The 21799-nt window shown below is 60.9% G+C and carries 21 protein-coding genes; all 21 read left to right on the forward strand.

Features of this window, described 5'->3' with window-relative positions; all coding sequences use genetic code 11:
• Positions 1 to 261: 261 nt before the first annotated feature.
• The 21 genes from NKI59_RS11855 to terL all read left to right on the forward strand — a co-directional run bounded on the left by NKI59_RS11855 (position 262) and on the right by terL (position 21670).
• Positions 262 to 1839: a portal protein gene (locus NKI59_RS11855; RefSeq protein WP_352704363.1), complete on the forward strand. Its 1578-nt coding sequence runs from the start codon at positions 262 to 264 to the stop codon at positions 1837 to 1839.
• Positions 1832 to 1984: a hypothetical protein gene (locus NKI59_RS11860; protein WP_352704364.1), complete on the forward strand. Its 153-nt coding sequence runs from the start codon at positions 1832 to 1834 to the stop codon at positions 1982 to 1984. The genes NKI59_RS11855 and NKI59_RS11860 overlap by 8 nt, the downstream gene beginning before the upstream one ends.
• Complete coding sequence (locus NKI59_RS11865) at positions 1984 to 2841, forward strand: capsid assembly protein (protein WP_352704366.1); 858 nt, start codon at positions 1984 to 1986, stop codon at positions 2839 to 2841. The genes NKI59_RS11860 and NKI59_RS11865 overlap by 1 nt, the downstream gene beginning before the upstream one ends.
• Before the next feature lie 82 nt (positions 2842 to 2923).
• A complete protein-coding gene (locus NKI59_RS11870; protein WP_352704368.1) occupies positions 2924 to 3307 on the forward strand; it encodes a M15 family metallopeptidase in 384 nt (127 codons plus the stop codon).
• A gap of 204 nt (positions 3308 to 3511) precedes the next feature.
• A complete protein-coding gene (locus NKI59_RS11875; RefSeq protein WP_352704370.1) occupies positions 3512 to 3838 on the forward strand; it encodes a hypothetical protein in 327 nt (108 codons plus the stop codon).
• An 85-nt stretch (positions 3839 to 3923) separates the two neighbouring features.
• Positions 3924 to 4046: a hypothetical protein gene (locus tag NKI59_RS11880; protein WP_352704372.1), complete on the forward strand. Its 123-nt coding sequence runs from the start codon at positions 3924 to 3926 to the stop codon at positions 4044 to 4046.
• Entirely contained in the window at positions 4046 to 4531 is a 486-nt protein-coding gene (locus NKI59_RS11885; protein ID WP_352704374.1) for a hypothetical protein, read from the forward strand. Before NKI59_RS11880 ends, NKI59_RS11885 begins: the two co-directional genes overlap by 1 nt.
• Positions 4532 to 4771: 240 nt before the next feature.
• A complete protein-coding gene (locus tag NKI59_RS11890; RefSeq protein ID WP_352704376.1) occupies positions 4772 to 5704 on the forward strand; it encodes a major capsid protein in 933 nt (310 codons plus the stop codon).
• 87 nt (positions 5705 to 5791) lie between these two features.
• Complete coding sequence (locus tag NKI59_RS11895; RefSeq protein ID WP_352704378.1) at positions 5792 to 6376, forward strand: phage tail tubular protein A; 585 nt, start codon at positions 5792 to 5794, stop codon at positions 6374 to 6376.
• Positions 6377 to 8860 carry a phage nozzle protein gene (locus tag NKI59_RS11900; RefSeq protein ID WP_352704380.1) on the forward strand — a complete coding sequence of 828 codons (2484 nt, stop codon included), beginning with the start codon at positions 6377 to 6379 and terminating at the stop codon, positions 8858 to 8860.
• Entirely contained in the window at positions 8860 to 9318 is a 459-nt protein-coding gene (locus tag NKI59_RS11905; protein ID WP_352704382.1) for a phage protein Gp13 family protein, read from the forward strand. Before NKI59_RS11900 ends, NKI59_RS11905 begins: the two co-directional genes overlap by 1 nt.
• Positions 9319 to 9323: 5 nt before the next feature.
• Entirely contained in the window at positions 9324 to 9839 is a 516-nt protein-coding gene (locus tag NKI59_RS11910) for a virion core protein, T7 gp14 family (protein WP_352704384.1), read from the forward strand.
• A 216-nt stretch (positions 9840 to 10055) separates the two neighbouring features.
• A complete protein-coding gene (locus NKI59_RS11915; protein ID WP_352704386.1) occupies positions 10056 to 12002 on the forward strand; it encodes a hypothetical protein in 1947 nt (648 codons plus the stop codon).
• A gap of 54 nt (positions 12003 to 12056) precedes the next feature.
• Entirely contained in the window at positions 12057 to 15758 is a 3702-nt protein-coding gene (locus NKI59_RS11920; protein ID WP_352704388.1) for a phage tail tip lysozyme, read from the forward strand.
• Positions 15759 to 15828: 70 nt separating this feature from the next.
• Positions 15829 to 17187, forward strand: coding sequence for a phage tail fiber domain-containing protein (locus NKI59_RS11925; protein ID WP_352704390.1), 1359 nt, complete (start codon positions 15829 to 15831; stop codon positions 17185 to 17187).
• Complete coding sequence (locus NKI59_RS11930) at positions 17187 to 17612, forward strand: hypothetical protein (protein ID WP_352704392.1); 426 nt, start codon at positions 17187 to 17189, stop codon at positions 17610 to 17612. The genes NKI59_RS11925 and NKI59_RS11930 overlap by 1 nt, the downstream gene beginning before the upstream one ends.
• Before the next feature lie 35 nt (positions 17613 to 17647).
• Positions 17648 to 17824, forward strand: coding sequence for a hypothetical protein (locus tag NKI59_RS11935; RefSeq protein WP_352704394.1), 177 nt, complete (start codon positions 17648 to 17650; stop codon positions 17822 to 17824).
• Positions 17821 to 18087 carry a DNA packaging protein gene (locus NKI59_RS11940; RefSeq protein ID WP_352704396.1) on the forward strand — a complete coding sequence of 89 codons (267 nt, stop codon included), beginning with the start codon at positions 17821 to 17823 and terminating at the stop codon, positions 18085 to 18087. Before NKI59_RS11935 ends, NKI59_RS11940 begins: the two co-directional genes overlap by 4 nt.
• Positions 18088 to 18345 carry a hypothetical protein gene (locus tag NKI59_RS11945; protein WP_352704398.1) on the forward strand — a complete coding sequence of 86 codons (258 nt, stop codon included), beginning with the start codon at positions 18088 to 18090 and terminating at the stop codon, positions 18343 to 18345.
• Positions 18346 to 18359: 14 nt separating this feature from the next.
• Positions 18360 to 19844: an SGNH/GDSL hydrolase family protein gene (locus NKI59_RS11950; protein WP_352704400.1), complete on the forward strand. Its 1485-nt coding sequence runs from the start codon at positions 18360 to 18362 to the stop codon at positions 19842 to 19844.
• 101 nt (positions 19845 to 19945) lie between these two features.
• Positions 19946 to 21670: a phage terminase large subunit gene (terL, locus tag NKI59_RS11955; RefSeq protein ID WP_352704402.1), complete on the forward strand. Its 1725-nt coding sequence runs from the start codon at positions 19946 to 19948 to the stop codon at positions 21668 to 21670.
• Positions 21671 to 21799 lie beyond the last annotated feature (129 nt).

Here is a 21799-nt window from a genome sequence, read left to right on the forward strand (position 1 = left end):
TTCAATTCCTTCAAGGCTCACTCCAAAATCAGGAAGACGAAGCAATCCCCAATGTGCTTAAGCAAACCTAAGATCGAGAAGCCGGATGTGGTTCAGCCGCCCCCGCCGCTGCTCGCCGTACCCAAGGCTCCGGTCCTGAACGAGACCGCCCGCTCGGCTAACAACGACGCCGGCAAGGCAGCTCGCGCACGGACAGGCCGCTCCTCCCTTACGATCCCCCTGGCTGCTGGTGCCACTGGCGTCAACATCCCGAGGTAATCTTTGCCCGATACGGAAGTCGTTTCCGCGAAGGCTCTATACGAAACACTGGCCACTGAACGAGACCCGTATATCAAGCGGGCCGTCAGGGCTGCTGAACTCACGGTCCCGTACCTGTTCCCCAAAGTCGGGACGACAGGTTCGACCACATTCGTAGAGCCCAACCAAAGTCTTGGCGCTCGTGGACTTAGGCATCTGGCTTCAAAGCTCCAGGTTTCCCTGTTCCCGGTCAACGCCCCATTCTTCAAATATGAGATCGACGACCTGGCACTCGCCAACTTGGCCAAGGCCGATGATAAGCGCGGTGAGATCGAGAAGGCACTAAGCGCTCGCGAACGGGCAGTCCTGTCCGAGATGAACGGCTCGATGTTCCGCCCGGTGTCGTTCGAGGTGTTCCGTCAGCTCTTGCTGGCCGGCAACTGCCTCCTGCACATTCCCAAGAAGGGTAAGCCGAGAGCCCACCGCCTGTCATCCTACGTGGTGCAGCGTGACGCCTCTGGCACCATCCTCGACATCGTTCTCCTAGAGACCATCGCCCGCACTGCTCTTCCGGCCGATATCATGGCCAAGATCAATACCGTCCCCACCGCCGCTGAGGCCAAGCGGGACGCCAAGGTCGACATCTACACGCATATCACCCTCGACGAGACTGGGCAGAAGTACACTGTCACCCAGGAGATCGAGGGCGTCCTGATCGAAGGCGAGGCCTCTGGCTTCTACCCGAAGGACAAGCTCCCCTGGATACCCCTTCGCTTCACCTACATCGAAGGCGAGGACTACGGCCGGGGCTTCATCGACGAGTACATCGGCGACCTCGCCAACCTCGACGCTCTCACCGCAGCCCTGCGTGACGGAACCATCCAAGGGGCCAAGGTCATCTGGCTGGTCGCTCCCAACTCCACGGTCAAGCCTAAGGCCCTCGCAGATGCCGCTAACGGTGGCTTCGTGCAGGCTGAGGCCAACTCTGTAGTCCCGCTTCGGCTGGACAAGCAGTCCGACTTTGCCGTTGCCGAGCGCATGATTGGCTCGATCACCGAACGCCTCCAGCTTGCCTTCCTTCTCCACAGCCAACGTGACGGAGAGCGGGTCACAGCCGAGGAGATCAAGTTCGTTGCCAATGAGCTGGACCAGGGCCTGGGTGGAGTTTACTCGCTGCTCGCCGAAGAGTTCCAGCAGCCCGTCGCGGTCCTCTACTCCGCTCGCATGGAGTTCGTCCGCAAGGTCCCGCCGCTGCCCAAGGAAATCACCAGCACGACCATCGTGACTGGCATTGACGCCCTAGGCCGTGGGTCTGACCTCCAGAAGCTCGACACACTGATCGCCGGCTCCAACCAAGTCGTTGGTCCCGAACAGGTTGGCCGATACCTCAACGTTGGGGAATACTTCAAGCGCCGTGGTGCCGCCATTGGCATCGACATGGGTGGCCTGATCAAGTCCGACGAAGAGATTGCTCAGGCTGACCAACAGGCTCAGCTCCAGGCCCTCGCACAGAACCTCGGACCCCAGGCTATCTCCCAGATGGGCGGCTTGGCGAAAGAGAACATGAAACAAACCGCCACTGAAGGAGAACCCAATGGCTGACGAAACAGAAGTGGCCGAAGTGGCCGAAGTGGTCGAAGTGATCGCTGAGGCGAAAGCCGAACCCAAGGCCAAGGTGGCGAAAGCCCCAAAGCTATCCAACAAGCAGACGCTGCTCGATAGCGGCTCGATCTACACGGCTCATTAATGGCGGGAGAACAGACTATCGTTCAAGTCCAGGCCCCTGAGCGATCCGTAGAGGAAGACGCGGCGGCTCTGGCCCTCGCAGCAGCTTCTGCCCCGACCACCGAAGAAGAAGCTCGTGCCCAGATCGCGGCGAAGAAGGCGGCTGATGAAGCTGCCAAGGCCGCACCTGTTGTCGTAGCTGAGCGCCCTGAGGGTGTCCCGGAGAAGTTCTGGGATGCTGCCAAGGGTGCCGTGAACCACGAAGCTCTGCTCGCATCCTATGCCGAGCTGGAGAAGAAGGTTGGCGCTCCCAAGGTTGACGACGATGCCGATCTCGATGACCTCGACCCTGCCCTGCAGGAGACCGAGGAAGCCGAAGACGCCGAACCGTTCAGCCTTGCCACGTTCGATGCTGAGTATGCTGAAGCCGGCGCTCTGTCGGAAGCCAGCTACGAGACGCTCGCCGCCAAGGGCTTCGACAAGGCAACCGTTGACGGCTACATCGCCGGCCAGGAAGCTCTTGGTCAGATCGCCACTCAGCGCATCACCGAAGCTGCCGGTGGCAAGGACGGTATGGACCGTATCTTCGCGTGGGCAACCACCGGAGTTTCGCCCGCTGAGATCGATGCCTTCAACGAGAAGTTCCAGCATGCCGACGTCAACGCTGGCGTCATCGCGATGGAACAGCTCAAGGCGAAGTACGAAGCCGCCAACGGCAAGGACCCTGTCCTGCTAGGCGGAAAGCCCGCAGGCAATCCCGTCGACACGTTCGATAGCTGGGCTCAGGTCACTGCCGCAATGGCTGACCCCAAGTACAAGTCTGATCCTGCCTACCGTGCCGCCATCTCGGCCAAGCTCGGTCGCTCCAACAAGATCTGATCTATCGGGGTTCCAGGGGCCACGCCCTGGGTGATTGTGGGACTAAACGGGTTCCCACACCCTCATCAAATTCAAGGACATCATGACCTTCAAGCTAAGTGCGCTGTCTCTCGCGCACCTCAAGGGCGTTCATCCCGACCTAGTGAAGGTTGTCATGCGCGCCATCGAAATCACCCCGGTCGACTTCGTGGTCGGCGAGGGTCTACGCTCCAAAGAACAGCAAGCCAAGAACGTCGCCAAGGGCGTCTCGACCACCATGCGCTCCCGTCACCTCGACGGCCATGCGGTTGACGTCCTACCCATCGCGAACGGCAAGCCGACCTACGACTGGAAGTTCTACTACCCGCTGGCCAAGGTCTTCAAACAGGCCGCGCTCGACGTCAAAATCCCTGTTGAATGGGGTGGCGACTGGAAGACATTCAAGGACGGCCCGCACTGGCAGTTGCCGTGGGCAAAGTATCCGTAAACCGCAGCAAGCGCAGGACCTCTAAGTTCTGGCTTGCCGTCACCCTGGCTCTGTCCTTCATCGCCCTATTCAGTTGCATCTGGAGGGGCCTTGAGACGGCTGCTGTAGGGATCACAGTGATGATTCCGGCAGTCTACGGAGCCTACGTTGGTGTCGGACACATGGACCTCAGGCAGGCCATGCTCGACACCTCAGAGGAGCCTCATGATACCTAAGGTCTACGGCTGGCTTGCCGGTCTGGCAGCCCTCCTGATCCTCATCGGCGTGATCTACGGCAAAGGCCGCATCGACGCCAACCACAAGCAGGAACTCGCTCAGCTCACCGAGACATTGGAGCTGACGAAGTCGACATTGGCCACCGAGAAAGTGGCCCGACAGAACGACACCATCCTCGCCACCGAAGCTGCCAAACGGCAGAACGTCCTCAAGCTCAAGATAGGCAACCTCAACGACTATGTGGAAACGCTCGAAGTCACTGGTGCTGTGTGCCTTGATGGCACTGACACTGAGCGGCTGCGCGACCTCTGGTAGGTTCGCCGCCCCTAACTACCCGGAACTCCCGGCCGATCTCCGCATCTGCTTCAACACCATTGTCGCCCCGCCTGCGGTTGGTCCCATGCCGAAGAAGCGCGTCATGCTTCTGATCGGGGCCTTCAAGGCCTCAGAGACCGAGAAGACCGACTGTGGCAAGCGCCTCATCGCCTTCTACGACAACCTCGCAACTCGATCAGGAACGTAATGTCCGCATTCAAATCCGCCTTCGCTGCCGCTCGCAAGTCAGGCAAGAAGGTCTTCACATGGGAAGGCAAGCGCTACACCACTAAGCTGGCCGCATCGACCCCCAAGACAGCCCCGAGGCCGACGCCTAAGCCGGCCCAGGCTGCCCCTGCTGCTGCCGCTGTGAAGAGGCCCCGGCCTCTCGCCGCCGCCAAGACTGCTGCCCCCGCAGCGGCAGCCGCATCACCATCCCCGCAGTATCGGGGAACCTCAAAGGTCGCAGCCCCGGCAGCCCCAGCGGCAGCCCCTAGTGCTCCCGCTAAGAAGTCCCTTGGCATCGTCCCGACGGGCACCACCAAGTCGACGGGTCTGATCAAGGCCGTCCGCTCTGCCCTCGGCACTGACCGCAATGCTGGCATCAACGCCCAGCTCGACCGGATTGAGGCGAGCAAGAAGAAGAGCATTGGCGGCAATGTCCGCTCGGGTCTCCGCATCACCGCCCGATAACCTAAAGTGTCCGAAGTTTGTAGCATTCTTCGGACACCTCTCTCCCGTTCCAAGTTCTGTGAATGTCACACCGCTCTTTAGCCGGTGACAACAAGGAACCAAGGAAGTCTCACCAGACGATTACTTGGCGACCCTCCAACAGTGACTGAGGTCATTGAAGCAGGATAATCCCCAACAGTCATCCAGTGCTGCTCCGAGGCCCACACAAACCTCAGAACAAACACGGGAAATACCTATACTATGGCAAACGGCGTAGTCTCTAACCTCGGTCAGGCCAATGGCGCTGGCGCTCTTGACGCTAACTTCGTCAAGGTCGCAACCGGGGAAATCCTCACCGCCTTCACTCAGACGGTCGAGTTCGCGGACAAGCACATGGTTCGCAACATCTCCAACGGCAAGTCCGCTTCGTTCCCGGTCACGGGTCGCACGAGCGGCGCTCGCTATCACACCCCGGGCACGGAAGTCCTCGGCACGGTCGCCAAGTTCAACGAGCGCGTCATCACCATCGACGATCTGCTCCTGACCGACTACTTCACCGCCAACATCTACGAGGCGATGAACCACTTCGACACGCGTTCGGAGATGACCAAGCAGCTCGGCGAAGAGCTTGCCCAGGCCTACGACCGCAACGTCGCTCGTACCGCTATCCTGACCTCGCGCGGCGCTGCCGTTCTCGACGGTCTGCCGGGTGGTGGTTCGGTCACCAACGCGGCGATGCTGACGGACAGCAACGTCATGGCTGCCTCGTTCTTCGACGCGGCTGCAATCCTCGACGGCAAGTACATCCCTGCCGGCGACCGCTACGGCTTCCTGAAGCCCGTCCAGTATTATGCCCTGGCTCAGAACACCAAGGTCATCAATAAGGACTGGGACGGCAAGGGTTCCTATTCGGACGGCACGGTCATCAAGATCGCCGACATCCCGCTGATCAAGTCGATCAACCTCCCGAACGGCACGACCGTCGCGGACGGCCCGACCAAGTACCAGGGCGTGTTCACGAACACCGCTGGCCTGATCATGCACAAGGGCCTGATGGGCACCGTGAAGCTGCTCGATGTCGCAATCGAGAGCGAATACATGGTCTCCCGTCAGGGCACCCTGATCGTCGCCAAGTATGCAGTCGGCCACGGCGGCCTGCGTCCTGAGTGCGGTCTCGAACTGAAGACGGCGTAATCGTCCAAACCACCAAAGAACCGGGGTCCTTAACAGGGCTCCGGTTTTTTTCGTTTAGCAACTCCCACCCCGACCTCTGGAGACCTGATGGCCACTGGCCTAACCCCATTCACAGAGCTTGAGGCGATCAACGAAATCCTGGCGACCGGCAGCGAAAGCCCCGTGTCCACGCTGGATGATAACACCGTGATCGACGCCTCGCTCGCCATGAACACCCTCCGAGCTACCTCAGTCGAGGTCCAGACGCGCGGGTGGAACTTCAACACCGAGAACAACCTCGTCATCGCCCCCGACCAAGACGGCACAGTCGTCCTCCCCAGGAACACCCTCGGGGTCGATACAGTCGGCGAAACGGCCAGCATCAACGCAGTCCAGCGTGGCCTCAGGCTCTACAACGAGACCGACAAGACCTATGTCTGGACGGCTGCCCCCACGGTGACCCTTGTGGTTGCCCTGGCGTTCGAAGAGCTGCCCTCCACGGCCCGCCTGTACATCACCATCAGGGCCGCTCGGAAGTACCAAGACCGCTACTTCGGGGACACCGCCTCACACTCCTATTCTGCCGCCGACGAGGCTGAAGCTCGCTCCACGATGATGGACGAAGAGCTGCGCTCGACCGGCCCGAACATGCTCAACAGCCAGTTCGCTCGGGACCTTCAAAGCCGCGTCTAAATGGCTAAGATTTCCGGGACTATCCCCAACTTCGCGAATGGGGTCAGCCAGCAAGCTGTTGCCCTTCGCCTCGCCTCACAGGGCGATTTCCAGCTCAACGCCTACTCGACCGTCGTCGACGGCCTGAAGAAGCGCCCGCCGACGCAGCGACGTGCCTCCCTGGGTGGTGGCTTCACCGGCCCCATCCACACCCACATGATCAACCGTGACGCCACCGAGCGCTACGAGGTCATCATGTCCTCGGCCGGCATCCGGGTGTTCGGGCTCAAGGATGGCGTGGAGCGAACGGTCAACGCCCCAGACGGCATCGGCTATCTCAGCTACGCCCCAGGTCCCCTCAAGCCGCCCTACAGGACGGTCACGAACGGCGACTTCACGTTCATCACGAACAGCACCAAGGTAACCTCCAAGGACCCAGCCATCATCGAGCCAGTCTCGCCCAGCGAGGCCCTGGTACACGTCATGGCCGGCAACTACGGCAAGAACTACAAGATCATGATCAATGGTGCTGTGGTCGCTTGGTATCGCACTCCTGATGGCACGAACTCCCACCAGTCCCCCGCTGTCGACACCGCCTTCATAGCCCGCAGGCTCGCCACCGGCGAAACCGTGGCGCTGGAGAGGACTGACGCCGACCAAGAGAATGGCGGCTGGGAATGGAAGGCAACTGACACCAACCTAGCTGCGAACGGCATCAACGCCGCTGGCGGCTGGACCGTGAAGGTCACCCGAGGGACCCTCTACATCAAGAAGGACGACGGCACCGCGTTCTCCATCGGGATCGAGGACGGCTACAACGGCTTCGCCATGAAGGCTGTCCAGAACACCGTGCAGGACTTCACCGATCTGCCGGCCTTCTGCGAGAGCGGTATGGCGATCAACGTCACAGGCTCCGTGGGAACCCAGTACGACGACTACTTCGTCAGGTTCGGCAAGCAGTCTCCGAGTGACCCTGTAAGCACCCCCGGCGTCTGGCGCGAGATTGCCAAGCCGGGCATGTCGATTGCCTTCGACGCGTCAACCATGCCCCACGTCCTCGTTCGTGAGGCCGATGGCACCTTCACCTTCCGCAAGTCGGTGTGGGATCAGCGAAAGGCCGGCGACGAGAACACCTGCCCGTCCCCATCCTTCGTCGGCAAGACGATCAACGATGTCTTCTTCTTCAAGAACCGCCTTGGTTTCCTGTCGGAAGAGAACGTCATTCTGTCCCGCCACGGCAGCTACTACAACTACTGGCGCGCCACGGCCACGGCTCTGCTCGACGACGATCCGATTGACGTCGCTGCGGTCGAGAGCGGCGTGTCGATCCTACGCTCGGCACTGAGCTACGCCGACATGCTCGTCATGTTCGCCGACCAGATGCAGTTCACGCTCAAGGGCAATGAGCTGCTGACCCCGAAGACAGCATCGATCCGTCCGGTCACCTCTTACTCGGCATCCTCCACAGCCCGACCGGTGCAAGCCGGCGATGTAGTGTTCTTCCCTGTCGACCGTGGCCAGTTCTCTATGGTCCGCGAGTTCAACGTCGATCAGAACACCGGAGCAGCCACCGCAGAGGACATCACGGGCCATGTGCCCCAATACCTCCCAGGTGCGGTGACCAAGCTCATAGCCTCGACCCACGAGGATATACTTGTGGCTCAGTGCGATGGACAGTTGGATACTCTGTACGTCTACAAATACTACTGGAACGAGAACAAGAAGCTCCAGGCTTCGTGGTCTCAGTGGACGTTCCCTGGCGTGGACAAGGTCCTCGATATGGGCTTCATCGGCTCCCAGCTCATCCTCGTCCTCCTTCGGGGCGAAGAGGCGTTCCTTGAGGTGATGGATGTTCAGCCCGGTGGGGTGGACGATTTCGCCACCTTCGTCTGTCACCTCGACCGACGCTTCAAGGTGGAAGCAGACCGGCTCTATGACTCCTTCGATGCGTATGCCAACACGACGACAGTGTTCGTGCCCTTCGACGTGGCCAACGACCACATCTGCGTGACAGCCGGCTCCTCGGCCTCGGTCCTGAACCCCGGCCTGCAGATTGCCATCCTCGCCACCTCACCAACCTCGGTCACCCTAAGCGGCGATCTGAGGGGCATACCGCTGTACTTCGGCGTCCTCTACTCCATGCGCTACGACCTCTCGACGATCTACCTTCGTCAGCAGAGTGCGCAGGGCGGAACGAGCGTCATCACCGAGGGCCGGCTACAGCTCCTCCAGCTCCTGATCCTGTTCTCCAAGACCGCCTACTTCAAGGTCGAGGTGACAACCATGTCTGGGGATGTCCGCACCTATGTCACCAACGGTCGCCTTATGGGTGACCCTGAGAACCGTGTTGACCGGGTCCACCTCAGCGACGGGAACATCCGCGTCCCGATCCTGAGCAAGAACGACCGGGTGAAGATCAGCGTCGTCAACGACAGCTACCTCCCCTGCTCCCTCCTCTCCGCTGAGTGGGTCGCCAACTACGTCCCGAAATCGAAGAGGATTTGATGATCACAATACGCAGGGCCAAGGTGTCCGACGCTATATCCTTGGCCCCGCGTTTGCGGTCAGCAGACAGAGACGAATGCAGGGCAGCCCTGGGCATGGAGCCTAGGATCGTTCTGCCACTCCTCGTTCAGGGCGACTGCGTATGGGCTGGGGTCGACCAGCACAGTGAGGTCTTTGGCCTCTTCGGGATCGACCCAGTCAAGGGCATGGACCATCTAGGCATCGTCTGGATGGTCACGAGCCCCGACATCTTCAAGCACCGCCGAGACCTCCTGAAGCTGGCCCCTGAGTGGCTCGATAGGCTTCACCATGTCCGGCCGCTGCTTGGCAACCACATTGACGCGCGAAACACCACGCACATCCGCTGGCTCAAACGAATGGGGTTCTCCTTCCTGAGGACCCATCCTGAGTACGGCGTGGAGAAGCGTCCCTTCCACGAATTTGCAAGACTGAGATAAAGCCCATGTGCCCAGCTATCCTGAGCGTGGCTGTCTCTGCGTTCGGATCGATCCTCGGATACGCCGGCCAGCAGCAGCAGTACGAAGCTCAGCAGGAAATGTACCACAATAACCGCGATGCCGCGAACAAGGCAGCCGCGAATAGCTTCGCCTCGATCCAGAACCGCCAGCTCCAAGATGATGCTGCCTCGGGCCAGGAGCTTCAGAACCTAAACATCGAAGCGATGAAGGGTCGGGCAACTGCCTCCGTCGCGGCCGGTGAAGCCGGCGTTATGGGTCTCTCCGTCGACGGCCTGATCGCCGACTACTATGGCCAGCAGGGTCGATACGAGCGAACCCTAGCCAACAACGCTCAGATGAACGCCAGTGCCCTAAGGGACCAGATGGACAGCACCAGGGCGACAGCCGAGGGGCGCATCAACTCCGTCGACCAGGGCCAGAGGCCGTCATTCGCCGACGCGGCAATCCGCATCCTCGGCTCGGGCGTAGACGCCTGGACCCAATTCAAATCCAAAGGATAACCAATGGCTCAAGGCCGCGTACAAGTTGACGAGCTGCGGTCTGACATCCGGCTCCAGCCTGCCCAGAATATAACCGACACATACGTCGCCCCACCTCGCCCACCGGAGGATCAGAACCTAGCCCGCCTAGTGGACGCGCTGGGTTCCTTCTCGGGCTCCCTCGGCCGCTACGCTGCGGTCACTCAGGACAAGTCAAAGTCCAATGAGTTGGAACTGATGGCAGCCCAGAAGAAGTTCTCGGGCATGACCATCGAGGAGCAGCGCAAGGCTGTTGAGGGTGGCCAGATGCCGGCCTACGCCAACGACTTCGTCCAGAAGGGCATGGGTTCCCTATGGGGCTCGTCCTATGGCCAGAGCCGAGCGGCTGAGCTGCAGAACACCCTCAACACGACGCACGACTGGACTGGCGATCCCGACCAGCTGTACGCCGAGGCCATCAAGGCCGACATGGAGAAGTATGGCAACGATCCCAACTTCGTCGCCCAGTACCTCCGTCAGATGGACCAGGGTCGCAATCAGGCCCAGAACGTGGTCGAGGGCCGCAAGGTCGACAACTTCAACAAGGACCAGCTCGGTGCGGCCTTCGCAGGCTTCGACACCGTCATCAACGCTGGCATCCAGAACGGCCGAGACCCTGACGACATCGCCAAGGATGTCATGGGCAGCTATGCCTCACTTGGCAAGGATGGTGTCCTTGGTGTCGACTTCGACAAGCTCGATCAGGAACGCCTGAACGCAGCCGCACGTCGTGCCGAGACGCAGCCTGAGGTGGCCCTAGCGCTCATCTCTGCGACCCGTAAGGGCCGTGGCGGCGCAACTACCTCGCTCGCCCAAGATCCAGCCCAGCGCGACCGCATCCTGCAAATCCAGGAAGTTGCCCGCAAGGCGATTGGCAAGAAGGCAGAGGGAGTCTTCCTCGACGGAGTGGCAGCCCAGAACGCTGAACTCATGGCAACGGGAAATCTTGATGGCATTGAGGAACGGCGCTACACCTCACCGATCACTGGCGAGGAGAAGGTCATCACGGCCGACAGCCAGCGCGACGATGTCATCTACCGCTACATGAAGACCAGTGCCCAGATCGCCGAGAAGAACCGGGAGACCGGGACTGAACGGATGTCTCGTGAGCTTCGCGTCTTCCGAATGGGCACCAAGAACGACCCCGAGCTGGAGAAGCAAGTCTCTGGCATCTTCCAGATGGCGAACGCCGGCATCAGCCAGGACCCCGAAGCTGAGAAGAAGCTGGTCAGCAAGCTCGAAGCCTACAAGTGGCTCCGCAACGAAAGCACCCAGTCCCTTCTGTCCCACGCTAAGGACGAGAAGGACCGCGATTTCGCAGAGACCTATCTGGCCGGTCAGCAGTACCTCGGCATGGACAGCTCGGAAGCCATCAACTTCGCCACAAGGGCCACCAAGATCAGCTCTGAGGGACTGCCAGGCATATCGCCTAAGCAGCACGAACAGGTCCGCGCGGCGGTCAACGGCCTGGGCTCCAAGCCGGGGTGGTTCTGGGGCACCAACGACACCAAGCCCGCCAATTCCGCGGTGGCCGAGCAGCGGGTCACACAGCTCGCTCTGGGCATCATGAACGCCAACGGCGTCCCGATGGACAAGGCGATCACCATGGCGTCTGAGGCGGTCAAGGCGACCTCTACAACGTACAACGGTGTCCTGCTCGATCTGCAGGGCATGCATGTCCCTGACAACTTCTCTGAGGTCTTGGACGAGCAGCTCGGCGACTACGCCAAGAACCGTCCCCTCGTGATGCAGCGCAACGGCCTCTCCCAGAGCGACCTTGCAGTTCTTCCCGCAGGCGGCGGCACCAGTGGACCCTCAGGGGGCCGCTTCATCGTCGTCGAGAAGGACACTCTCAGCCCGGTCCTCGACGACCAGGGCAACATGTCGTTCGTCACCACGGGTCAGGTCCGCCAGCGCGGCGCGGTCAAGGAGAACGAGCGTAAGACCAAGGTGCTGCGAGACAGCGCCGTGGAGAGTGGTGCGGCCTCCAAGGGCTACACCAGACTGCCAGCTGTATCCGGCGAGACCGGGTGGCTGAATAGCAAGACCGGCGAGATCATGAAGTTCGACTTCCCTGACGGGGCGTCAGCTCCAGTGTGGAAGCCGACCGGCAGACGCATCTCTTCCCCACTCTCCAATCGATAAACCCAAGACCCTCAGGCTAACCCCTGGGGGTCCCCAATTCACCAAAGGAGCCCCATGAGGCTGACAGAAGCTCAAGTCGTCGCTGGCCTTATCAAGCGCGGCGTACCTACCCACGTCGCCCAGGGCGTTGCGATGAACTTCCGCGACGAGAGCGGCTTTGATACGGGCATAGTTGGCGACAACGGCAACGCTATCGGGCTCGCCCAGTGGAATGGTCAGAGGAAGGCCAACCTAGAGAGCTTCGCTGCCTCTCAGGGCAAGTCTGTCGACGACGGAAACACGCAGCTCGACTTCTTCATGAAGGAGAACGCAGGCCCCGAGGCAGCAGCATGGGCGAAAGTCATGGCGGCACCCTCGGCTCAGACCGCTGCGGTCGCCTTCGTGAACCACTGGGAGCGCCCTCGGGCTGACCTCGGGGCTGCACGTGCGGCCAAGTATAACAGCGGCTCCGCTCCTGATCTCAGCTCGGCAGCCATGGAGATTCCTGAGGGTCCCGCTAAGCAGGTCCAGCTCCCCGACCCGGTCGCTCCTTCGCTCTGGCAGACCACCAAGGACGCGGTGGCGACCAACGTCACCAACCCCTTCGCCGGCCGTACGGACACCAAGGAAGACCCAGGCTTCGTCCTGACACCCGACCGTATCAAGGCTGACTTCGAAGCTCGTGGCCTCCCGGTCGACGAGACCAATCAGGACTACATCAGCACCAGCCACTCCGAGGCCCACTATCAGGAGAACCTCAACGCAGCCTCAGTGAACAACGATAGGCTCGTTCGGCTGAGCCAAGCTGGCATGACCGGGGCTGCCCTGCAAATCACCGCTCAGATGCTCGATCCCATCGCCCTAGGCACGGACATCGTGGTTGGTTCAGTCCTTCCCGAGCTGGTCCTGGCCAAGCGTGGCTACCGCATTGGACGTGTCCTGGCGGGTGCCGTTGGTGGTGGCTTGGGTGCCGTGGCGTCGGAAGGCGTCAAGGAAGAGTTCAACCCGAACCACCACAAGGCTGACGTCTTCTATGGCGCAGTCATGGGCATTGGCGTCGGCGGTCTGGCCGGTGGCCTCATGCGCAACGCTGACACTATCGCTGAAGGTGCCATGATCCAGCGCGCCGCGCAGCGTCAGGTCGCCTCCTACGAGGACAGCGTGTCAGGCTCTGCAATCAACGCCGGCTCCGTCGGTGCAGCCAAGAACCCACTCAACGACACCTTCCTCAAGGATGAAGCGTTCGAGTTTCTCGACATCAAGGACATGCAGGAGACTGCCTTCGGGAAAGCCCGAGTGTCCCTTTCGGCATACCTGAACACCTCCAAGAATGTCGTGACGCGTGGCCTAGCTGGTCTCGTGCAGGACGGCGTGGGCAAGAAGGGTGGCATGGTCAACGCCATCGCCGCGTCCGAGGACAAGGACCGTCTGGTCACCTACTTCTCGACCAACCTGGGCCGCGTGGCTCACCCCCAGCTCAAGGCTTGGATCAAGGAGAAGGGCATCGGAGCCAAGGCACGGCTGTCTGGCCGCGCTGAGCATGACTTTGGTGTCGAGATCAACAAGTACCTGTTCGACAAGGGAACCGACCGAGCGACCCGCTATCCCAAGTCTGTGGTCATCACAGCCAAGCGTATGCAGGAGCTTTATCACGAAACCCTCGGGCTCATGAAGAACCCGTTCGAGCGTGAAGGCATGGTTGGTCGGCCAGTAGCCGGCGCTCTTGACATCAAGGCTGACGCCAACTGGTCTGGTCCCCGATACTGGGACGATCAGCGCCTCATCCTGGCCCACAGCGACTACGCTGACGGGACCATCGAGCGGCTCATTGAGGGTTCCATCAAGTCGGCCCAGGCTGACATTGAACCGGGCCTAGCGACCCGCCTCGCGGCTGGCTTCACCAAGGCCATCATCGGCCGTGCCCACGGTCTCGAAGCAATGGCACACGGCAACGTCGGTCTCGAAGACATGGAAGAGCTGGTCCAGACCCTCATGAACCACGGCGGTCTCGACCGTGCTGACGCCGACGCACTGCTCAAGTCCTTCAAGACACCCAAGAGCGATGCCGGCCGCGATGCACCTTTGAAGCGCCGCATGCTCCTCGACGAGACCTACAAGCTGGAAGGTGCCAACGCGCCGATGACCAAGCTGGGCACCGTAGACGAGAAGGGCCTGAGCGTCATGGACCTCCTATCGCAGGACGCAATCGGCAACTTCAACCGCTACATCAGGCCGACCTCGGGTCGCGTGGCGCTGTCCCGATACCGCTTCAAGGACCCTGTGTCCGGCGAGCTGCTGGTCAACGGCATCACCAGCGATGGTGAGTGGCGTCAGCTCATCGACAAGACGATGCAGAAGAACGCCGACCTCATCAAGGCTGGGCAGATCACCGAGGCCGAGGGTAAGGCCGACATCAAGCGCCTCAACTTCGCCTACAGCTCGATCATGGGCCGGCCGGTCAATGACGTCGAGAACACCGCCTTCGGGCACTGGGGCCGACTGATCCGCAAGTTCAACTTCGCGCGCATCATGAACCAAGTGGGCTTTGCTCAGGTCTCTGAGGTCGGGATGCCAATCGCTCACCTCGGCGTGAAGGCTTCCTTCTCCCAGATGCCAGCCTTCAGGCGCGTCGTTAACATGGACGGTGAGAGCATTCTCAGGTCTGGCTTGGCCGACGACATCGAAGTCTGGTCAGGGTTTGGTGGCGAGCGCCTGACGGCAGCCGCTGAGTACCGCTTCGACGACCTGACGGGCATCCACGATGCACCCTCGGGCACTTGGAGAGACAAGGCTGAGCATGCCCTGAACGTGGCCGGAAGGTTCACTTCGGAGACCTCAGGTTTGACCACTGCCAACGTCGCCCTCAACAGGTGGACGGCAGCCTCCATCGTCCAGCGCTTCGCTGACATGGCGCATGGTGGCAAGACCTTCAGCGCCAAGCGGTTCGCCGACCTCGGTGTCGATACCGTGACCAAAGCCACGGAGGGTACATATAAGGGCCTGACGATGTCTGAGCGCATTCTCAAGTCGTTCAAGGACCCCGGCAACTTCGAGTACACGACTGGCCTTCTCACAAAGAAGAAGGTCGCCCGCGCGCACTTCGCTAAGTGGCAGGACAAAGAGGCAGCCGAAGCCTTCCGTCAGGCAGCCTATCGCCTGGGCACGACGGTGATCCAGAAGAACGACATCGGCAACATGGCTATGTGGATGTCTCATCCCGCCGCCAAGCTGCTCATGCAGTTCCGCTCGTTCATGGTCGGTGCCTACGAGAAGAACACCCTCAAGTCGATGCACATGCGTGATCCGGTTGCCGCTAAGGCTCTCGCCGCGTCCATGGGCTTCGCCGGCCTCTCCTACGTCGTCCAATCCAAGATCGCCTCAATCGGGCGTTCGGACAGGGAGGCCTACCTTGAAGAGAGGCTGGGCTGGGACAAGATCGGCGAGGCCGCGTTCGCAAGGGCCGGCGCGTCGTCCATCATTCCTATGCTCATCGACACCGGAGCCTACTTCACCGGGCAGAACGCACTGTTCAGCCACACCCGCACCACCGGTCAGGCAAGCAACATGATGTTCGGCAACCCTACGACGGGTGGCTTGGACGACATAGCGCAGGCCTTCCGTGGCATTGCCGGTTTGGCCGAGGATCGCGCATGGTCGCAGGAGGAAGCTCGGGCGCTCGCTCGTGTCCTTCCATTCGGCAACTCGCTGCCCGTCACCACTGCCGTCAGCGCCATGGTTGGGAACCTCCCACGGTTCGCTCCACGCGACAGCAAATAGCTCCACAAACGGTCACCTAAGCAGGCCCTCAGACTAACCCCTGGGGGCCATTTTCTATTCAAGGATCACAATGACCTCACCAATCAAGTCCTTCGTTTTCTATGATGCCGATGGCGTCACGAGGGACTTCACCTTCAGCTTCCCGTACCTCTCCAGAGACCACGTCAAAGTCTATGTCGATGGTGTCGGATATGGCGACTTCGCGTGGGTTGGGCCTTTCTCCATCCGTACCAACACCACCCTTCCGACGCTCGCTGGTAAGATCAAGATCGCCCGCGAGACACCCGGCGACAGCCCCCTGGTCACCATTGGCGACGGCACATCTCTCCGCTCGGTGGACCTCAATCGTCAGTCCCTCCAAGCCATGTATGTGGCGCAGGAAGCGGCCGACGCAGCTCTCCTAGTGAAGTCCAGCGCTCTCGTGCCTCCAGACAGTGACGCAGGCCGGGTGGCGCTGGAGTTCCCATCCATCGAAAGCCGCAGGAACAACGCACTCGGCTTCGACGCAGACGGCCAGTTCCGCGCCTACTCCCCAGCGGACATGCCCAAGGGTGAGACCGGTGACAAGGGCGATGTAGGTGCCCCGGGACCAGTGGGTCCTCAGGGTACGCAGGGCCTTCAAGGTCCACAAGGTCCAGCCGGCGACAACTACTCCCCGGACGGCAAAGGTCTGACCGCAGGCCGATCTGCGTTCAACGCTCAGGCTCTTGGCTTCTCTTACCTCGATATCCAAACCGGCACTCTCTACTGGAAGCTCAGCGCAACCTCAGGAGATTGGTCCGCAGGGATCGCCTTTGGTGCCGGCGCTCAGGGCATCCAAGGCATTCAAGGCCCAGTTGGTGCGCAGGGCGCGGCGGGTGCAACCGGAGCGGCTGGCACCCCAGGGATGATCTGGCGTGGCGCTTACGCAGGCCCGACGGCCTACACCCCGAAGGATGTCGTCGCCTACAATGGCGCGGCCTACATCAACATCCTGGCCTCGACTGGTAACCTCCCGACCAATGCGACCTACTGGAACCTCGTGTCATCTAAGGGCGACCAAGGTATCCAGGGTGTGCAGGGTCCCGTTGGTCCGACTGGCCCGCAGGGTCCACAAGGAACAGCCGGCACAGACGCTACAATAACCTCAGCCGCAGTCGGCTCAGCCATCGCTGGCATTGCCTACGGCGCTGTTGGCTCGTCCGTGTTTGGCTACATCTACAACACCGGAATTACTGAAGGTGGGACCTACGCGGGCTCCTCCATCCAGCCTGCTGGTCTGCAACTGAGTTCTTTCACCGCCATGACGGATGATAATGCTCCTTCGGGCGACCGTACCGTGACGAAGGGTGGGTCCGCTCTGTCTGGCACATGGCGCGCACTGGGTCGGTCTTCCTACAGCACTGGAACCAACTACGCCCGGTTCACTCAATTCGTGAGGATCGCCTAATGGAATACCGCCACCCAAAGTTCAACGCAGCAGGCTCCATCGACGTGGAGGTCAATCACCCAGTCCATGGGTGGGTGCCCTTCACTGCATCCCCGAGTGACCCTGAGGCTCTTGGCAGGCAGCTCTACGCCTCCACCAGGGCCATCGCAGCTCCGTATGCTTCGCCCCCTGAGCCGACGATTGAGGAGCGCCGCGCGGCGATGCCGTCGATCACCCCAAGGCAGCTTAGGCTGACCCTCCAGTCCATTGGGATCACCGAGGATGCCATCGAAGCTGTCCTCGTCAACGACCCTGAGGGCAAGATCGAGTGGAAGTGGGCAACCACATTCTCTCGCAAGCACCCACTCATCAACACCATGGGAGCCGTCTTCTCGATCACCCCCGAGCAGATCGACGACCTCTGGGTGTTCGCTAAGGCCATCTAATGGCTGCCCTCTCTCTAATCACAGGAACCACTACCTTGGACAACACCACAGCAGGCGTGGCGATCTCTGCTGTCGCGAGCCCTGTCTGGCTTCCCATGCTCCAGTCCGTATCTGACGGGGCCGCGATCATCGCCCCAATCCTGGGTACTATCTGGCTCGTTGTTCAGATCATCGGCCGCACCAAAGACATCCTCCACAAGGACCGCAAATGAAGACTGACAACAAGGCCCTCGCGGACCTGTTCGACGCTTTCGCTGGTGAGCTGAACAAGCTCATCACCGAGGGCAAGACCGTCATGGACAAGGAAGGCGAGATCGTTCGGCTAAGCCCCGACGCCGCCTCCCTGAACGTGATCCGACAGTTCCTCAAGGACACCAATACGACCGTCGTTCCGGGCACCAACAAGGTTCTCAACGACATCGCCGCGAGCCTCCCGTTCGACGGCTCTGAACATGACGAGCAAGCGAGACACTAAGTGAACATCACCGCACAGAACACCTTCACCCCCGCTGTCCTGATCCAGTCCGGCAACATCTTTGACGTCTCGATCAGCGGCACATTCGTCGCAACAGTGACCGTCCAGCGGTCCAAGGACGCCGCTACATGGTTCGACATCGACAAGTTTACGGCTGCCGCTGAGAAGACGGGCGTGTCCGGCTCGGCTTGGTACTTCCGCGTTGGCGTGAAGACCGGAGAGTTCACGTCGGGCACCATCGTGGCTGCAATCTACTAATGGGCGTCCCTTATATGTTCTTCAGGGGCGTCCTAAGCGACGTCCTGTGGTCCTCTACCTCGGTCGCAGCTCCGTCCGAGCCACCTCCGGTCGTTGTCGATCCGACCTATCTGCCGGTCCTCTCGACAGCCCCAGCAGTCGTCTATGGAACGACGAGGCTTCTCGCCGCCTACTCAGGCCCAGCGATCCGGGTTCAGCGCGCCGTCGATGACGTTGAGCAGGACATCAGCTTCGGCTCGAAGTATTTCGACACCGCAGCCGCCACATCGTTCCGTGGTGCCAGCGCTCTTGGGCTTCGCAAGTGGTACGATCAGACTGGAAATGGCTTCCATCAGGAGCAGGCCACCAAGGCCAACCAGCCGGGCGTCTTCCCTGAGGTCCTCTACAACGGCGCACCGTCGATCTCGTTCGACAGCTCAGCACTGGTCCAGAACCAAAGCTCGAAGTTCACGGCCTGCACCACCGGCCCGACCGTCGCCAAAGAGAACTTCACCGAGTTCTACCTGCTCTCGCCGAACTTCTCTCTCAACGACAACTACTTCGGCTCGATGCCGGCAGATGCGACGACCCTTTCGCTGTTCACCACGACGGCAAACGTCGGCCTGAGGGGCAACAACACCACGCCCTTCAACGACACTCGTACGGGTCCCCGGAAGGTGCCGCCTCTGAACCAGCATGTTCTCCGCTGGAGAGGTGGTCCGACCGGCAAACAGTTCGGCGTCAACGGTTCTCTGTTCCTCGTGGGCACGGCCCCTGTGGCAGGCAACGTGACCGGCAAGGGCTTCGGCCGGTGGAATGCCACCACGCCGTCCAGCTACGATGGCGAGTTCGACATCATCGCCTACGTTGCCTATCCGGCAGCCCTGTCCGATGCCGAATGCCTGGCTGTCGAAGCCGCACTCAAGGCCCAGTGCAACGTTGTCACCTCCTCCACTGTCAAGGTCGTCTTCGACGGCGACAGCAGGACCGAGGGCTCTGGCCACTCCAAGAACCAGACGTGGACGAAGAAACTGATCCAGTCGGTGTCGACGCCAATCTACGCGGTCAATATGGCCGTTGGCGGTCAGTACCTCAGCAACATGGTGACGAATGTCGCCGGTCGCGTGACCAACCAGTACGATGCTGCGTTCACCAAGAACATCGTCTGCATGGGTGGCCCAGGCATCAACGACATCACCAACGGTAGGACGGACGCGCAGCTCATCGCTGACTTCCAGAGCTACGCGAACGGCATCCACGCCAGCCAGCTCCTCATCGCGGCAACGATCCCTTACCGGGACACCGCGACCACGCAGCAGGAGACCTATCGGACCTCGTACAACACTTGGCTCCGCGCCAACTACGCGACGTATGCGGAGCGCCTCGTGGAACTCGACATCCCGCAGTTCGCCTACTGGTCCGCGAACTACTACATCGACATCGTCCACTTCAACGATGCCGGCCAGCAGCTTTGGGCAGACGCCTTCAAGCCTGCAATCGAGTCGCTCATAGCGGCTTAACGGACGCCTCAGGACGAGCGCTAGGTCGCTCAGCAACCCCACAGCCCCCAAGCTCACAACGCTCGTCCTGAGTGCTCCCTACCCCCTTTCCGAAAGGTTTGATGACCAAGAAATCCCTTGGTTCCTCGACGCATTTGTCGACGGAACGAGATCCAATTCGCGACGACTTCCGGAACTTCCTGTTCCTCGTGTGGAAGCACGTCCTGCCCAACGCGAAGCCCACGAAGCTTCAATACGACATTGCCTCATTCCTTCAGCACGGCCCGAAGCGCCTCATCATTGAAGCCTTCCGTGGCGTCGGCAAATCCTGGGTCACCTCGGCCTTCGTCTGCTGGATACTCTACTGCGACCCCCAGGCCAAAGTCCTCGTGATCTCGGCCTCGAAGCAGCGCTCGGACGACTTCTCAACCTTCACCCTCCGTCTCATCTTCGAGATGGAATTGCTGGCCCACCTGAGGCCACAGGGCGACGATCGGATGTCCAAGGTGGCATTCGACGTCCACCCGGCTGCTGCCTCCCACGCCCCCTCTGTGAAGTCCCTGGGCATCACCTCCCAGATCGCCGGATCACGCGCAAACTACATCATCGCCGACGACATCGAAGTCCCGAACAATTCCGACACCCAGCTCAAGCGCGACAAGCTCGCCGAGCAGATCAAGGAGTTCGACGCGGTTCTGTCTCCAGGCGGGCGCATCATCTTCCTTGGCACCCCTCAGACCGAGCAGTCGATCTACAACAAGCTGCCCGAACGTGGCTATGTCGTCCGCATCTGGCCGGCCCGCTATCCCGACGAGGAGCGCCGCGCCAAGTACGGCTCGAGACTTGCCCCGATCATCGGCCGCGAGCTGGACCTCGACAGTGGCCGCGTGGGTGACCCCAGCGACCCTGAGCGGTTCAATGACGTCGACCTGAGTGAACGTGAGCTGTCCTATGGGCGCTCGGGCTTCTCCCTGCAGTTCATGCTGGATACCAGCCTCTCCGACGAGGACAAGTTCCCGCTGAAGCTGTCCGACCTGATCGTCATGGGGCTCAACCCCAAGAAGGCTCCCCGGTCTGTGGTCTGGGGCTCGGGCCCTGAACAGGTCCACGAGAAGCTCCCCAACGTGGGGCTACCCGGTGACCGCTACAACCGCCCGATCTTCATCGAGAAGGACTACCTAGATTACGAGGGCTCAGCCATGTTCGTCGATCCCTCGGGACGCGGCAAGGACGAGACCGCCTGGGCCGTCGTCAAGATGCTCCACGGCACCCTCTACCTGACAGCCATGGGCGCTGTGCGCTCGGCCGGCTACGGCGATGACACCCTGACCAAGATACTGACCACGGCCCGCGACCAGGGCGTCAACATCATCAAGGTCGAGCCCAACTTCGGTGACGGCATGTTCGCCCAGCTCCTGAGGGCCAAATCCGCGGTGTTCTACCCGGTCCTCATTGAGGATGCTGAGTGGTCGAAGACCCAGAAGGAGGCCAGGATCATCGACACCCTGGAGCCGATCATGAACCAGCACAGGCTCGTGGTGTGTGAGACGGTCATCGAGAAGGACTACCTCAGCACAGAGAACCTACCAGCTGACGAGGTCAACAAGACCCGGTTGTTCTACCAGATGACCCGGATCACCAGAGCCCGTGGTGCCCTGGCACATGACGACAGGCTCGATGCCCTGGCAGGCTGTGTCGCCTACTGGCTGGAATGGATGTCTCGGAACACGACCGTGGCTGCTGACACCCGTAAGCAGGAACTGCTGGACCTGGAGCTTGCTAGGTTCATGGAGAATGCCTTGGGTGGGTCTGCTATGTCTGGTCCCAACTGGATGGGGCAGCGGTGAGGCTCGGCTAAAGCCTCGCTGTACCCCCTCAGATACCCCTAGATTGAATAGGGTGAACAGTGGCACTACCCTAAGGGTTCTCCCCCTTAAGGTTACCCTTAAGTGGAACCTGAGAGGGACCCTTAAGGT

The organism is Mesorhizobium sp. M0598, from assembly GCF_040320865.1.
Taxonomy (GTDB): domain Bacteria; phylum Pseudomonadota; class Alphaproteobacteria; order Rhizobiales; family Rhizobiaceae; genus Mesorhizobium.

Excerpts from the sequence above, each read along its gene's own strand:
- NKI59_RS11940 (WP_352704396.1), top strand. The coding sequence starts at position 17,821 with ATGAAGACTGACAACAAGGCCCTCGCGGACCTGTTCGACGCTTTCGCT.
- NKI59_RS11860 (WP_352704364.1), top strand. The coding sequence starts at position 1,832 with ATGGCTGACGAAACAGAAGTGGCCGAAGTGGCCGAAGTGGTCGAAGTG.
- NKI59_RS11895 (WP_352704378.1), top strand. The coding sequence starts at position 5,792 with ATGGCCACTGGCCTAACCCCATTCACAGAGCTTGAGGCGATCAACGAA.
- NKI59_RS11910 (WP_352704384.1), top strand. The coding sequence starts at position 9,324 with ATGTGCCCAGCTATCCTGAGCGTGGCTGTCTCTGCGTTCGGATCGATC.
- NKI59_RS11925 (WP_352704390.1), top strand. The coding sequence starts at position 15,829 with ATGACCTCACCAATCAAGTCCTTCGTTTTCTATGATGCCGATGGCGTC.
- NKI59_RS11930 (WP_352704392.1), top strand. The coding sequence starts at position 17,187 with ATGGAATACCGCCACCCAAAGTTCAACGCAGCAGGCTCCATCGACGTG.
- NKI59_RS11875 (WP_352704370.1), top strand. The coding sequence starts at position 3,512 with ATGATACCTAAGGTCTACGGCTGGCTTGCCGGTCTGGCAGCCCTCCTG.
- NKI59_RS11915 (WP_352704386.1), top strand. The coding sequence starts at position 10,056 with ATGGCAGCCCAGAAGAAGTTCTCGGGCATGACCATCGAGGAGCAGCGC.
- NKI59_RS11905 (WP_352704382.1), top strand. The coding sequence starts at position 8,860 with ATGATCACAATACGCAGGGCCAAGGTGTCCGACGCTATATCCTTGGCC.
- NKI59_RS11865 (WP_352704366.1), top strand. The coding sequence starts at position 1,984 with ATGGCGGGAGAACAGACTATCGTTCAAGTCCAGGCCCCTGAGCGATCC.
- NKI59_RS11900 (WP_352704380.1), top strand. The coding sequence starts at position 6,377 with ATGGCTAAGATTTCCGGGACTATCCCCAACTTCGCGAATGGGGTCAGC.
- NKI59_RS11950 (WP_352704400.1), top strand. The coding sequence starts at position 18,360 with ATGTTCTTCAGGGGCGTCCTAAGCGACGTCCTGTGGTCCTCTACCTCG.
- NKI59_RS11870 (WP_352704368.1), top strand. The coding sequence starts at position 2,924 with ATGACCTTCAAGCTAAGTGCGCTGTCTCTCGCGCACCTCAAGGGCGTT.
- terL (WP_352704402.1), top strand. The coding sequence starts at position 19,946 with ATGACCAAGAAATCCCTTGGTTCCTCGACGCATTTGTCGACGGAACGA.
- NKI59_RS11885 (WP_352704374.1), top strand. The coding sequence starts at position 4,046 with ATGTCCGCATTCAAATCCGCCTTCGCTGCCGCTCGCAAGTCAGGCAAG.
- NKI59_RS11890 (WP_352704376.1), top strand. The coding sequence starts at position 4,772 with ATGGCAAACGGCGTAGTCTCTAACCTCGGTCAGGCCAATGGCGCTGGC.
- NKI59_RS11880 (WP_352704372.1), top strand. The coding sequence starts at position 3,924 with ATGCCGAAGAAGCGCGTCATGCTTCTGATCGGGGCCTTCAAGGCCTCA.
- NKI59_RS11920 (WP_352704388.1), top strand. The coding sequence starts at position 12,057 with ATGAGGCTGACAGAAGCTCAAGTCGTCGCTGGCCTTATCAAGCGCGGC.